Origin of the sequence: Gordonia sp. IITR100, from assembly GCF_002009645.1 — a bacterium.
In the GTDB taxonomy this organism is placed as follows: Bacteria; Actinomycetota; Actinomycetes; order Mycobacteriales; family Mycobacteriaceae; genus Gordonia; species Gordonia hongkongensis.
In genome coordinates this window covers 91573-104940 of the sequence record NZ_MVKV01000008.1, presented here as the reverse complement: position 1 = coordinate 104940, position 13368 = coordinate 91573, and the positions used below count along the sequence as shown (strand labels likewise).

Annotated in this window: 13 protein-coding genes and 1 pseudogene; 5 read left to right on the top strand and 9 right to left on the bottom strand. The window is 69.9% G+C overall.

Translation table 11 applies throughout. The annotated features are described in order from the left end of the window. The first annotated feature begins 28 nt into the window (after positions 1–28). Complete coding sequence (gene menE, locus B1818_RS13560) at positions 29–1153, top strand: o-succinylbenzoate--CoA ligase (protein ID WP_254859666.1); 1125 nt, start codon at positions 29–31, stop codon at positions 1151–1153. Positions 1154–1195: 42 nt separating this feature from the next. Here menE and B1818_RS13555 read toward each other — a convergent pair. Beyond that, positions 1196–2070 (bottom strand): annotated as a pseudogene (locus tag B1818_RS13555) (type IV toxin-antitoxin system AbiEi family antitoxin domain-containing protein). Between the two features lie 145 nt (positions 2071–2215). Between B1818_RS13555 and B1818_RS13550 the strand changes: the two are divergent. Next, positions 2216–3085, top strand: a complete 870-nt coding sequence (locus B1818_RS13550) for a 1,4-dihydroxy-2-naphthoate polyprenyltransferase (RefSeq protein ID WP_078113071.1) — start codon at positions 2216–2218, stop codon at positions 3083–3085. A 30-nt stretch (positions 3086–3115) separates the two neighbouring features. Here B1818_RS13550 and B1818_RS13545 read toward each other — a convergent pair whose 3' ends face one another. The 6 genes from B1818_RS13545 to B1818_RS24445 all read right to left on the bottom strand — a co-directional run bounded on the left by B1818_RS13545 (position 3116) and on the right by B1818_RS24445 (position 9056). Then, positions 3116–3961 carry a Clp protease N-terminal domain-containing protein gene (locus B1818_RS13545; protein ID WP_078113026.1) on the bottom strand — a complete coding sequence of 282 codons (846 nt, stop codon included), beginning with the start codon at positions 3959–3961 and terminating at the stop codon, positions 3116–3118. Further along, complete coding sequence (locus B1818_RS13540; RefSeq protein ID WP_078113025.1) at positions 3954–4235, bottom strand: hypothetical protein; 282 nt, start codon at positions 4233–4235, stop codon at positions 3954–3956. The genes B1818_RS13545 and B1818_RS13540 overlap by 8 nt, the downstream gene beginning before the upstream one ends. Before the next feature lie 91 nt (positions 4236–4326). Further along, positions 4327–6891, bottom strand: coding sequence for an FtsX-like permease family protein (locus tag B1818_RS13535; protein WP_078113024.1), 2565 nt, complete (start codon positions 6889–6891; stop codon positions 4327–4329). Then, positions 6891–7592: an ABC transporter ATP-binding protein gene (locus B1818_RS13530; RefSeq protein WP_058252685.1), complete on the bottom strand. Its 702-nt coding sequence runs from the start codon at positions 7590–7592 to the stop codon at positions 6891–6893. The genes B1818_RS13535 and B1818_RS13530 overlap by 1 nt, the downstream gene beginning before the upstream one ends. Positions 7593–7637: 45 nt before the next feature. After that, the gene (locus B1818_RS13525; RefSeq protein ID WP_058252668.1) at positions 7638–8771 is read right to left on the bottom strand and encodes a PLP-dependent cysteine synthase family protein; all 1134 of its coding nucleotides are present in this window, start codon (positions 8769–8771) and stop codon (positions 7638–7640) included. 12 nt (positions 8772–8783) lie between these two features. Then, positions 8784–9056, bottom strand: coding sequence for a DUF4229 domain-containing protein (locus B1818_RS24445; protein ID WP_223258954.1), 273 nt, complete (start codon positions 9054–9056; stop codon positions 8784–8786). A gap of 295 nt (positions 9057–9351) precedes the next feature. Between B1818_RS24445 and B1818_RS13515 the strand changes: the two genes are divergently transcribed. The 3 genes from B1818_RS13515 (at position 9352) to B1818_RS13505 (ending at position 10531) form a co-directional block, all read left to right on the top strand. Next, a complete protein-coding gene (locus B1818_RS13515) occupies positions 9352–9576 on the top strand; it encodes a BldC family transcriptional regulator (RefSeq protein WP_058252666.1) in 225 nt (74 codons plus the stop codon). 136 nt (positions 9577–9712) lie between these two features. Continuing rightward, positions 9713–9931 (top strand): hypothetical protein, encoded by a 219-nt coding sequence (locus B1818_RS13510; protein WP_058252665.1) that lies wholly within the window; start codon positions 9713–9715, stop codon positions 9929–9931. Positions 9932–10054: 123 nt separating this feature from the next. After that, positions 10055–10531 carry a helix-turn-helix domain-containing protein gene (locus B1818_RS13505; RefSeq protein ID WP_058252664.1) on the top strand — a complete coding sequence of 159 codons (477 nt, stop codon included), beginning with the start codon at positions 10055–10057 and terminating at the stop codon, positions 10529–10531. A gap of 35 nt (positions 10532–10566) precedes the next feature. Here B1818_RS13505 and ccsB read toward each other — a convergent pair whose 3' ends face one another. Further along, entirely contained in the window at positions 10567–11586 is a 1020-nt protein-coding gene (gene ccsB / locus B1818_RS13500; protein ID WP_078113022.1) for a c-type cytochrome biogenesis protein CcsB, read from the bottom strand. 20 nt (positions 11587–11606) lie between these two features. Beyond that, on the bottom strand, positions 11607–13364 hold the full coding sequence (locus tag B1818_RS13495) for a cytochrome c biogenesis protein ResB (RefSeq protein WP_078113021.1): 1758 nt from the start codon (positions 13362–13364) through the stop codon (positions 11607–11609). Positions 13365–13368 lie beyond the last annotated feature (4 nt).

Below are 13368 nucleotides of genomic sequence, written 5' to 3'. Positions count from 1 at the left end.
AACCCTGCCGCTGCCGTCGACCGCCGCCGTGCTCGACCACGTCGACGACCTCCGGGCGATCCTCGACGGTTCCTCGGCCTTCCTGCCCGTGCCCGACAACGCCCGCGCCGCAACCGAACTCGCCTCGGCGCTGCAGGTCGACGCACCGATCGACGACCCCGTGTCCCTCGTCGTCTCGACGTCGGGGTCGACGGGCACCCCCAAGGGCGCGCAGCACTCTCCCGCGACCCTCGCCGCGTCGTCGCAGGCCACCGCCGATCATCTGGGCGGGCCGGGCAATTGGCTGCTCGCGCTGGCACCGCACCACATCGCCGGCCTGCAGGTCCTGCTCCGGGCGCTGACCGCCGGGCAGACGCCGGTGGTCCTGGACATGCGGGCCGGTTTCGATCCCGAGGTCTACGCCCGCGCCGTACGCGACTTCGAAGGTCCGCGGCGATACACCTCGCTGGTGCCCACCCAGCTCGTCAAGGTTCTCGACCAGCCCGCCGCGACCGCCGCCTCGCGGGAGCTCGACGCCATCCTCGTCGGCGGCGCGGCCACCCCGAAACCGTTGTGGGACAGGGCGGTCGACGAAGGTCTCCCGGTCGTCGCGACATACGGGATGAGCGAGACCGCCGGAGGGTGCGTCTACGACGGGCGACCACTCGACGGCGTCGCGGTCCGCATCGCCGATCCGGCACCCGACGGGGTGGGGCGCGTACTGCTCGGCGGTCCGGTCGTCGCCTCCGGCTATCGCAATCTGCCCGACCATCCGGCCTTCGCCGAGCCGGGCTGGTTCCGCACCGACGACCTCGGCCGCGTCGACGACGCCGGACTGCTCTCGATCGTCGGCCGCGCCGACGAGGCCATCTCGACCGGCGGGCTGACCGTCGTACCGCAGGTCGTCGAGGCCGTGATCGCCGACGACCCGGCGGTCGCCGAATGCGTCGTCGTCGGACTCCCCGACGACCGGCTCGGCGAGGCGGTCACCGCATTCGTCGTCGTCCGTCCCGGAGAACGCCTCGACGTCAACCGCATTCGCGATTCGGTCACCGAGCGGCTCGACAAGTACGCGGCCCCCCGGCGGGTCGTCGAACTCGACGCCCTCCCCCTCCGCGGACCCGGCAAGTACGACCGACGCGCGTTGCGGGCCCGCTTCGGTGCGCAGATGTAGTGTGTCGTCGCGCCTGGCGCAACGATGTGCGACAACTGCAGTTCAGGCGGCGGTCGCGAGTGCCCGGGAGATCGACGTCGCGACGTGACCCGCTCGGTCGCGGAGGTCACCCCAGGTGTAGTTCAGCACCGTCCAACCCGCCGCGATGAGCGCATTGCGTCGGGTGCGGTCACGCTGGAACGTCTTCGCGTCGCGGTGGAAGGCGAACCCATCGATCTCCACCGCCACCATGCGGTCGAGGAATGCAAAGTCGATCTCGTACCCACACGTCGGATGGTTTGCCACCCACCCTTCGATACCCGCGGTCCGGAGGATCGTGACAGCGAGACGCTCGGCGGCCGACCGCGCACCTGATTCCAGCAGCTGGACCATCGGGCCCATGTCCGCCGCGCCGACGCAACGGCGCCGCCGCTCGTAGGCCTCGACGAGACGCTCGACCGTGGTGCGCCGCTGTTGCAGCGCAGAATCGATGACCTCGATGCCGCCCTCTACCGCACCCTCCAGAACCGACAACGCGACCCCGGTGACCGGTAGCCCGTCCCGGGTCAGCACGTCGGCCTCGGCGAGTGCGCGGTTGAGAATCCGGACTCCCGTCACCGGATGACCGTGGCGGCCGCGCAGCGCGGTGACCGTGGGCAAGCTGGGTGGGGCATCGACGATCCCATGCCACCACGCTGCAGCGAGTCCCGACAGGACCGCGTGTGCGCCGACGGCCAGCGTCGCGGTCCGGATTCGCGTGCGGTCGGTCTCGGGGTGGTCGGCGAGCCGATAGATACGAGGATGCACCGATATCACTCGCCGGCCCGCACCCGGCGGTGCACCGCCGACCGGTTGACGCCGTGTTCGCGGGCATCGGCAGCGGTGAACACGCCGTCCTGGTCGAGGGCGAGTGCTCGAAAGTCCGGCGGAAGATGCATGACCTTCAGACGCATCTGCGCCGCAACCGGTTCCATCGCTCGACGGCCCCCGCAGATGTAGTGTGTCGTCGCGCCAGGCGCTACGAAGTTCTACACCTGCCGGGCAGCCGCCGGCCGGGCGCGCGGCCGTGACACGATGAACCCCGTGGCTACCCCCTCGCAGTGGATCCAGGGCGCTCGTCCGCGCACGCTCCCCAACGCGATCGCGCCGGTCGTGGTCGGTGTCGGCGCGGCGGCGCACTCCGGCGACGTCACGTGGTGGAAGTCCGTACTCGCGCTGGCGGTGGCCGTCGCGTTCATCATCGGCGTGAACTTCGCCAACGACTACTCCGACGGCGTGCGGGGGACCGACGACGACCGGGTCGGTCCGATGCGCCTGGTCGGGTCGGGCGCCGCCTCGCCGAAGGCCGTGAAGACCGCCGCGTTCCTGTGCTTCGGGATCGGGGCGGTCTGCGGGCTCGTCCTCGCGATCGCGACGGTGTGGTGGCTCGTGCTGGTCGGCGCGATCTGCATCGCCGGCGCCTGGTTCTACACCGGCGGCAAACGCCCCTACGGCTACGCCGGCTGGGGCGAGGTCGCGGTGTTCACCTTCTTCGGGCTCGTGGCCGTCCTCGGCACCCAGTTCGTCTCCGCCGGCCGCGTCGACTGGGTCGGACTCGCCGGCGCCATCGGGATCGGCGCGATCTCGAGCAGCGTGCTGGTCGTCAACAACCTCCGAGACATCCCCAGCGACAGCGAATCCGGCAAGATCACCCTCGCCGTGCGCCTCGGTGACGCCCGGACCCGGATCCTGTTCGCCGTGCTTCTCCTGACCCCGCTCGCGATGAGCGTGGTCCTGGCCTTCGCGACCCCCTGGGCGCTGCTCGGCCTGGTGACGTTCCCGCTGCTGTGGCAGGCCTACGCCCCGGTCCGGACCGGGGCGGCCGGACCGGGACTGATCCCGTCGATCGGAACGACCGGCAAGGCGATGCTCGCCTGGGCGGTCGTCACGGCGGTCGCGCTCGCGCTCACTTAACGGACCTCGACGCCAGACCTGCGCCGACGATCAGACCTGCGCCTCGACGTCGGGCAGGCTCGCCACGACCGCGGCGCGGAGTTCGTCGGCGGTGGTGGCGGATTCGATCAACGCCCGCGACGCGTCGTCGGCGGTGTCGATGATCCCCAGCAGCAGGTACTCCGCGCGGAGGCGCCGGTCACCCCGTTCCCGCGCGATCTCCATGGCCCGGCCGAACACCGTCCGGGTGTCGTTCGCGAAACGCGGACGGGCGCCCCGGCCCCGCGGTCCGCGCCGGCCGCGACCCGGCTCCCAGGGCCCCTCGCCGCCGAACGGTCCGCCCGGCCCGAAACCACCCGGCCCGAAACCTCCTGGGCCGAAACCCTCCGGTCCGAGACCACCCGGCCCGAAACCCTCTGGCCCGAGACCCTGTGGGCCGCAATCCGGCCGGGGTCCGCGACCGCGACCATGGTGCCGGTGCCCCCGACGCCCGTGACCACGTCCTCGGGGGCCGCGCTCGGCACGCTCGCCCCAGCCATCGGACAGGTCCTCGCCGAAGCGACCGCGCACCGCTTCCCGGACCTTGTCGAGGTCGATTCCGATGCCGCGCAGGGCTTTTCGATCCTCCTCGTAGCGTTCGCGGGCCGACTCGTCGTCGGCGGTCTCCGCGGTGTCGGACCGTTCCGCGTGCTCGTCGCGGTACTTCCGGACCACCTCCCGGGCCGACGTCAGCGTCAACCCCTGATCGGCCAGCAGCGCGAACAACGGGCTGCGGGCATTGCAGAGCATGCCCAGGATCAGGTGGTCATTGCCGAGTTGCCGGTGACCCAGGTCGCCGGCCTCCTGCGTGGCGAAAGCCAGCAGCATCTTGTCATCGCGACTGATTCGCTCAAACATCTGTGTCTCCTTCTGGCCCACTCGCGCGGGCCTCACGTTGTGAGTGCTTCTGATGCACGGCCTGTCGGCTGATCTGCAGCACTTCTGCGATCGCCTGCCAGCTCCACCCGTGGGCACGGGCGTTGGCCACCTGCACGTCCTCGAGTCGGTCGGCCAGGGTGCGCAGGGCGCGTACCGCGGCCAGGCCCCTCGCCGGATCGCCGCTCGAGGCGTCTCCGGCCAGCTCGGCGCTCGGTGCGTCGGGTGCGGTGTCGGTGCTGTGGTCGTCGTGCATGATGTCAGGTTATGTTGACATCGACGATGTGTCAAGAATTGTTGACGAGCGGGGCATGGCGGATCTGCTCGACCGCGCAGCCGCGGCCGGACTACTCGTTCTGGATCGACTCGCTGATGTTCATCCGCCCGGCCCGGACCGCGGGGACGAAGGCACCGATCAGGCAGAGGGCCACGGCGATGGTCACGAAGAGCAAAGCCGACGGCCGTGGCGAATACACCACCGTCAGGGACGTCGTGATGGTCAGGATCTGGTTGCTGAGCAGATGCATGGCGGCACCGAGGACGACGCCGAGGACCGACCCGACCAGGGCGACCGCTCCCGCCTCGGCGAGCACTGTCCGCGAGACGAACCGGCGGGAGGCCCCCATCGCCCGCAGGACGCCCAGCTCACGGCGTCGTTCGAGGACCGACAGCAGCAGTGTGTTGAGCAGTGCGATCGCGGCCGCACCGGCGACGATCCACTGGATGGCGACCGCGAACGCGCCCGCCTGCTCGACGGTGGCCTGGGTGGCCGCGAGGGCCTCGGCACCGCTGTAGACCCAGATCGGCTTGTTGCCGGTCGTCGGGACACCGTCGACCAGCGCCTCGAGGTCCCGACGGACCTGCTCCGGGTCGGCATCGGGCGAGATGATCACCTGCAGGTAGGTGTCGCCGTCGCGGTCGAACCACTCCCCCAGCAACTCCTGCGACATGGCCGCCACACCGGAGTCGAGGGAGACATAGTCGACGGTGTCACGCACGACCGTCTGCCGCGGACCATTGGGGGTCGCGAGTTCCACCGTGTCGCCCGTGCCCACGCCCAATGCGCGGGCCAGGACGTTCGACATCAGGATGCCGTCGCCGGCGAGGACGCTCGCCACCGCTTCCGGCGACGCCTTGCGCATGAACGGTGCGCGCGAACCCGGCTCGAGCCCTTGCACATTCGCCTTGCTCTCGCCGATGTTGACCGCGGCCCACTGACCGCCGACGACCTCGGTGACCCCGGGAACCGCCGCGACGCGTTCGGCCACCGAGGGCGGCAGGATCGGCCCCAGGGGCAGGCTCGCGGCCGACGTCGACGACACGTAGAAGTCCGGATCCCCCAGTCCGTCGAGCGATTTCGACATCGACGAGACGAGGTTGTCCAGTGCTCCCGACGTCCCCATGCCGACCGCGATGGCCACCGCGACCGTCATCAGCGTCGCCCACGCGCGCCGCGGGGCGCGCTCGCTGTTCACCGAGGCGAGCTGTCCGGGGCCACCGAACCAGCGCGCCACCCGAACCACCGCCCAGGCCAACGGTTTCGACAGCGCGAAGCACAGCAGCAGCGCGCCGACCAGATAGAAGACGCCGGCGACGATGGCCGGGCGGCCCGGCACGGTTGCCACGACCACCCACGACGCGATCAGGCCGGCGACCCCGAGCACCGCGGCGATCACCACCGCGGGACCACGCCGCGCGGCGGAGTCCGACACCTCGACCGGAGCCATCGCCTCCACCGGCGAGACCGCGAACACCGCCCGCGCGGCCAGCGTCGTCGCCGCGACACACGCGACCACGCAGGCGATCACCGCCGCCGCGGGCGCATACCCGGGCAGGTGGTAGTTGATGACGGTGCCGACGGAATCGGCCGGGGGTTCGGGCAGGCTGCTGATCACCGCCCGCCCGGCCAGGATTCCGAGGGGGATGCCGAGTACGCCGCCGACGAAACCCATCAGCGCGGCCTCCCCGAGCATGTCCCCGACGAGGTGAGACCGCCTGGCGCCCAACGCCCGGATCATCGCCAGCGACCTCCGCCGCGACGCCACCGCCATGTTCATCGTGTTGAACACCAGGAAGGCGGCGATCACCAGCGACACGAGCGAGACCAGCAGGGTCGCATCGCGGGTCACCGAACTCGCGACCTCGGCCTGCTTGGCGCGGAAGTCCGGATCGACCACCACCGCGCGGCCGTCCACGATGCCCTGCACCTGCGAGCGCACGGCGGACAGATCGGCGCCGGGCTCGGTCACGATGAGGATCGAGTCGAGCCGGCCCTCGAGTCCGACGAGCCGCTGCGCGAGGTCGACGTAGGCGAAGAGAAAGCGGCCGTTGTTGAGACCGGCGGCCTGTTCGTTGCCGACGACCTCGAGGACCTCGACCTCGATCGCGTTGACGGTCAATCGGTCTCCGCGGTCGAGCCCGAGTCCCGGGCCGACGAACACGCCGGTGCGCAGTCGGTCCAGGTCGACGGTCCCCGGACCGGTCCCGGCCTGCCCCTGTCGCAGGGCGCCGCGCAGACTGCCCGAGAGCTGGGTGACGCGTTGATCGGAGCCGAGCAGCGGCACGGCCGATCCATCGACGACGACCGACCCGCGGATCATCGGCACGACGGCCGCCGCCGCGTCGACGTCGCGACGGATCTCGCCGGCCAGCGACTCGTCGACGCCGGTGTCGGTGATGCCGGCGACCTCGATGTCGGCGACCCCCGACACCGCATTGTTGAAGTCCCGCACCGATTCCGACGCCGACCCGTAGGTGCCGAGCACCGCGATCAGCAACGCCGACGACACGACCACCACCGCCAGCGAGGTGAGCAGGCGCAGCCGGTGGGTACGGATCTCGCGCAGGTTCAGCAGGCGGATGCGGGTGAGACCGGCGGCTAGGGCGGCGGCCCGAGAACCCCGTCGCGCCACTAGGCGATCTTCCCGTCGCGGACCGTGATGGTGGTGTCGGCGACCGCGGCGGCCTTCGGGTCGTGGGTCACCATCACCACCAGCCGGTCGGGGGTGTCGTGGGCGACCTCGGAGAGCAGTTCGAGTACCGCCTCACCCGTCTTGGAGTCCAGGTTGCCGGTCGGTTCGTCGGCGAGCAGGATCGTCGGGTCCATGATGAGCGAGCGGGCGATCGCGACGCGCTGCATCTGGCCGCCGGACAGCTCCGAGGGCCGATGGTCGACCCGGTCGCCGAGTCCGACCCGCGCAAGCAGTTCCACGGCACGGGGTTTCGCCTTGCGGAGCGACTGGTTGTCGAGCAGTCGCGGCAGCGCGACGTTCTCCCACGCCGACATCGTCGGCACGAGGTTGAAGAACTGGAAGATGAACCCGACGCGGTTGCGCCGGAACTCGGAGGCGGCGGTGTCGTCGAGTGCCCCGAGGTCGACGCCGTCGATGCTGATCCGGCCCGACGTCGGGGTGTCGAGAGCTCCGAGTACGTGCAGCAGGGTGCTCTTGCCCGCTCCCGACGGGCCGACCACCGAGACGAACTGACCGCCGTCGATGGACAGGTTCAGACCGTCGAGGGCGCGAACCCGTTCCTCGCCCATCTGGTACTCGCGCACCAGATCGACCGCTTCCACCAGGGCACTTCCGGTGCCGGGCGTCCGCCCGGGTTCCATCGACACTCCCGGATCGTAACCCACCCGCGGCGACCGGCCCGGGTCTCAGGCGGTCCAGCGACCGGTGGCGAGGAACTGGTCGAGCACCGTCTCGGCGGGGCCGAGGTCGAACGAACCGGCGGCGAGCCAGTCGTCGTCGAAGTAGGTCGTCGCGTACCGGTCACCCGAGTCACACAGCAGGGTGACGATGCTGCCGGGCGTGCGCGCGGCGACCATCTCGGCGACGAGCGAGAAGGCCCCCCACATGTTGGTGCCGGTGGAGCCACCGACCCGACGACCCAGGAGGTCGCTCACGCGCCGCGCGGTCGCGATCGACGCCGCATCGGGCACCCCGATCATGCGGTCGATGACCTGCGAGATGAACGACGGCTCGACCCGCGGCCGGCCGATGCCCTCGATGCGCGAGCCGGTCTGGGCGGTCAGCGTGCCGTCCGCCGACGCGTAGGCCGGCAGGAACACCGAGTTCTCCGGGTCGACGACGGCCAGCCAGGTGTCGTGGCGCCGGTAGCGCACATACCGTCCGAGGGTCGCCGATGTACCGCCGGTACCCGCCCCCACGACGATCCAGGTGGGGATCGGGTGTTCCTCCTCGGCCAGCTGGGCGAAGATCGACTCGGCGATGTTGTTGTTGCCGCGCCAATCGGTGGCCCGTTCGGCCATCGTGAACTGGTCGATGAAGTGGCCACCGAGTTCGGACTCGAGACGCAACGCCTCGGCATAGACCTCACCGGGGTGCTCGACGAAATGACACCGCCCGCCGTGGCGTTCGATGAGTGCCGTCTTCGCCGGGGACGTGCTCCGTGCCATCACCGCGATGAACGGGACGCCGATCAGCTCGGCGAAGTAGGCCTCGCTCACCGCCGTCGACCCCGACGACGCCTCGATCACCGGCGTGCCCTCGACGACCCACCCGTTGCACAGCGCATAGAGGAACAGCGAGCGCGCGAGCCGGTGCTTCAGCGACCCCGTCGGATGGGTCGACTCGTCCTTGACATAGAGGTCCACGCCGACCTCGCGGCTCGTGTCGCCGTCGGCGACGGTCCAACGGGACCATGCGGGCAGCGCGACGCGGAGGAGATGGGTGTCGGCACTGCGCCGGCCGTCGGCCTCGATGAGGCGGACGGCGTTCCGGGTCCAGGCCCGATCAGCGCGACGGTCGACGACTCGCGTGGGTTCCACGGGTCGCCGAACTCACTTCTCGCCGCGGAGCCGGGCCTGCAGGTCGTCGTGCTTGGAACGGCGACCGGCCTCCAGTGCCGCGATCTCGCTGTTGACCTTCAGACGCAGGGTCTTGAACAGGACCATGCCGAGCGGGAGCGCGATCAGCACCCCGAACACCGCCGCCACGAGGAACGGCACCTCGACGCCGACCAGGTTGCCGCCGACCATGATGATCACCACGACCGCGGTGACGAGCAGCAGACGCGCGAACGTGTACGCGAACAGGGCGAACGCCAGGGTCATCGGGCGTCCACTCGCCTGCGGCGTGGCGTCGCCGGCCGTGGTCTCGCGGGTGGCCGCGTCGGGCGTGGCCTTCTTGCCGGGGGTGGGGTCGGGCGTTTCACTCACCCCCTCAGCGTACTGGGCGGTCTCGGCGCTCCCGCAGGTCGCGGGCCTTTGCATGCTCTTTACCTCCCACTGACGGTTCGAGTACCTGGGCGATTTGCGTGTATTCATAAGGAACTCGTCCACCACCGTGCAGAGCCGCTTCGCCATCTCGGCGCACCGACCGAGCACTCCAACACGCACAGGGGGAATCATGACCAGCATCGAGACCGCACCGCCCACGACCTACATCACCCCGGGACTGGCCAGCCAGCACACGTTGACCCCCGGCCAGGTCGCCGCGATGTTCAACGTGAATCCCAAGACGGTCGCCCGCTGGGCGAGCTCCGGCATCCTCGGCTCGATCCGCACCCCGGGCGGCCACCGACGCTTCCGCGAGGAGGACGTCGTAGCCTTGCTCAACCGCCGCGCCCACTGACCCGGCGGCCCTGTGGTTCTCCCGACGACCCGACGCCCGGCCGGACCTCATCCGATCAGTGGAGAAGTGCGGGTCAGGTCGGCTTTCGCCCTGACCTCTCAGGCGTCTCACGTACGCTGGTCGTCGGGAGGTTGTCATGATCTATCTGTTCGCCGTTCTGGGTCTGCTGGCCATCGGTTTCCTCATGTGGCGCGCCTTCGGGCCCCACTCCGACGAGTCCGGCGACACCCCTTCGCCCGGCCCGCGTCGATCCCGTCCCCGCGGCCCGCTCGGCCCCGACGACGACCCCGATTTCCTGCGCGACCTGGACAATCGCACCCGCGGCACCAACGGCACCGACGGTGATGAGATCTGAGGCGTGACGCGCGGCCGAAAAGCTGAGACCAGGTTCAGAACGTCTCTGCGGAACATACCCGTGGGTAGGGTATTGTCCACTTCACCATCGACTCCCCGATGGCCGGACCGAGAGAAGGCGCCGTTGAACCCGGGACGATCTCCGCGAGGGGCGTCGACCGATGACGACCTGAGCTTCGCCGAGAAGATCGGATACCTCTTCGAGCACAGCCGTGACGAGAACGGCATCCGATATACCGGCAAGAAGATCGCCGAGAAGGCCAACCGTCTCGGCTACTCGCTGTCCGACGCGTACATCTCCCAGCTACGCACCGGCAAGGCCCGCACGCCGTCGTTCCGCACCGTCGAGGCCATCGCCCGCGCCTTCGACGTCAGCGTCACCTACTTCCTGTCCAACCCCGACGAAGACCTCGAACGCGTTCGGCAGCAACAGAATTACGTCGAGATGCTCCAGGTCACCGGGAGTCACCTGTCCGGGATCGACATGGGTTCGCTGTGCCCGGACACCATCGACGCACTCATCGACCTGCTCAAACTGGTCAAGGCCCAGGCGATCGCCAAGCGGGCCGAGGAGAACTCCCCGAGCGAGGCGTCCGGCTGACGGTTCCGCCGGCGGGCCTCACGACCGGGCGGTACTCACAGGCCGGCGTAGGAGTGCAGTCCCGAGACGACCAGGTTGATGATGAACAGGTTGAACAGCATCGCCACGAAACCGGCGACGTTGATCCAGGCCGCGGCATTGCTGCGCCAGCCCGCCGTCGCGCGTGCGTGCAGGTAGGCCGCGTAGATCACCCAGGCGATGAAGGACACCGTCTCCTTGGGGTCCCAGCCCCAGAACCGGCCCCAGGCCGCCTCGGCCCAGATGGCACCGCAGATCACCCCGAGGCCGAACAGCGGGAAGCCGATCACGACGCACTTGTAGGCCAGGCGGTCGAGCTGCTCGACGGACGGCAGATGGTCGACGACCCGACGGACCGCGCCGCCCAGACCCGGACGGGTCGCGGCTGTGGCGGAGTCGTCGGACGAGGTCGGAGCCCAGCGCATCTTGATCAGGTAGAGGATGCTCGCCACACCGGACACCAGCAGGATGCCCGAGGACACCGAGATGATCGAGACGTGCACGGCCAGCCAGTAGGACTTCAGTGCCGGGACGACGGGTGCGGCCTGGGTGTAGAGCCAGCGGCCGGCGATGAACATCAGCAGGATGACGGGCAACAGCACGAACGAGAGCAGCGGCCGGTGCTCGCGCTTGCGCAGGATGATCAAGGCGGCGAGCACACCCGCGGCGCACGTCATCGAGATGAACTCGTACATGTTGCCCCAGGGCGCACGGTCGGTTGCGATGCCGCGGAGCACGATCGAACCGATGTGCGCGGCGAGGCCGACGACGACGACCGGGAGCGCCATGTTGCCGAGCTTCTCGCCCAGGGTCCGGCGCGACGACTCGTCGACCCGCCCGGGCACCCGCGTGTCGGTTCCGTTCACCCCGGCGTTGACCAGCTGCTTCTGCTCGAGGCGTCGGCCGCGGACCGCGGCGAGGGCGCCCAGGAACAAGATGACCGCGACGACGTAGACCGTCATGGCCGTGCCGTAGAGCAGGTCCGAGTACCGCGCGAGAGTCTCGTCGATCGGCATCGCCGGAGCGTCGGTGTTCATGTGCTTCCTTTCGCCGGCCGCTAGAGCCGCCGGGTCGTCCGCCGCGAGGCAGGTCCGTCGGCGTCGTCGGCCACCAACTCGGCCGCCTGCTCGTCGAAGCCCTCACCCCAACCGGCCTGATCGGTACGCGCCAGCCCGGCGATTTCTACTACAGTACGTCGTTGCCCAGTGTCCGGGCCATCGGTGTCCGGGCCATCGGTGTCCTGGCCATCGCCGTCGGCACGTGCGCTCGCGGCCGGCACCGGGACCAGGCGGGCCCAGATACGGCGGCGGCGGATCAGCAGCGACACCAGCAGACCGCCGAGCATGACGATCGAGCTCACCAGCACCCAGATCTGGGCGGGGTCGTGCGAGACCTGCACCGACACCCACCGCTCGTAGCCGTCGAAGGTCACCGTCGTGCCGTCGGCGAGGGTGTGGCTCTGGCCGACCGCGAGGTTGACCTGCGCCTGACGCTGGAGGCGGCCCTGCTCGATGAGGTCCTGGTCGAGCGAGTAGACGTTCTGCGGTCTGCCGGTGTCCAGACCGGTGTCGCCCTTGAAGATCCGGATCGCGACGAAGGGGTCGTCGGGGGTCGGCGACGACGACGTCAGCAGCGAGCCGTGGAACGACGCGGTGGGCGCGAACAGGCCCTCCAGCGCGATCTGGTTCTTCCGGCGGTCGTCGGCGTCGGGGTACAGGCCCGCCGGGGTGTCGAAGCGTGCCGCGCCCGACGAGAGCATCGTCTGGAGCTCGTCCGGCACGAACGGGGTGGTCTGCGTGCGCTTCTCCCCGTTGGGGAAGGTCACCGTGAACGTCGGCGCGAAACCGTTGCCGAGGACGTAGACCCGGTCGCCCGCGACGCGAAGCGGTTCGTTGACGCGCACCGACGCGGTGTCCCAGCCGGCGGGATCGCCGAGGTTGCCCACGCTGCCGTCACTGCCCGCGGCGTACCGGATGGTGGCGTCGTACATGTCGGGCTGACCGCTGGGCAGGAAGGTCGCCGAGAAGTCGTCGACGCGGAAGCAGAACGGCGACAGGTCGGTGCCGTCGACCAGGTTGCCGGCGCGGAACGAGTCGTAGACGGCGGTCGAGGTGTTGCACAGTCCCTGTTCGCCGTCGGCGACGAGGCTGCGGGTGCCCTCGTAGCCGTACATCTTGCCCAGCGCGATCGACACCAGCAGCGCCAGCAGCGCGAAGTGGAACACCAGGTTGCCGAACTCGCGCAGATAGCCCTTCTCCGCCGAGACCTCGACGCACCCGTCCGGATACGCCTTGCTCGGCTCGCGGACCACGACCTCGCGACGCCACCCGCGCAACCGGCCGTCGATCCGTCGGGCGACCGTCTCCGGATCCCCGTCGACGGTGTGGGTCACGTGCCGCGGCAACCGCGACAGGTTGCGCGGTGCGGCAACGGGTTTCGCGCGCAGGCTGTGGAAGTGCTCGACCATGCGCGGCGTCAGGCAGCCGACGAGGGAGATGAACAGCAGGACGTAGATCGCGGTGAACCAGGCGCTGGAGAAGACGTCGAAGAGCTGCAGGCGGTCCATCCACACGCCGAGCTGACCGCGTGCGGCGATGTACTCCAGGGTCTTCTGCTCGTTGAGCTCGCGCTGCGGGAGCAGGGCACCGGGGATCGCGGCGAGGGCGAGCAGGAAGAGCAGGATCAGCGCGGTCCGCATCGAGGTCAGCGAACGCCACAGGTTGCGTAGCGGCCACAGCACCCGGCGGCGGGCCCAGTGGGGCTTCGGGGCCGGCTCGGGGGTGTCCACCTGCGGGCGGTCGGTCACATCGGTCATCAGG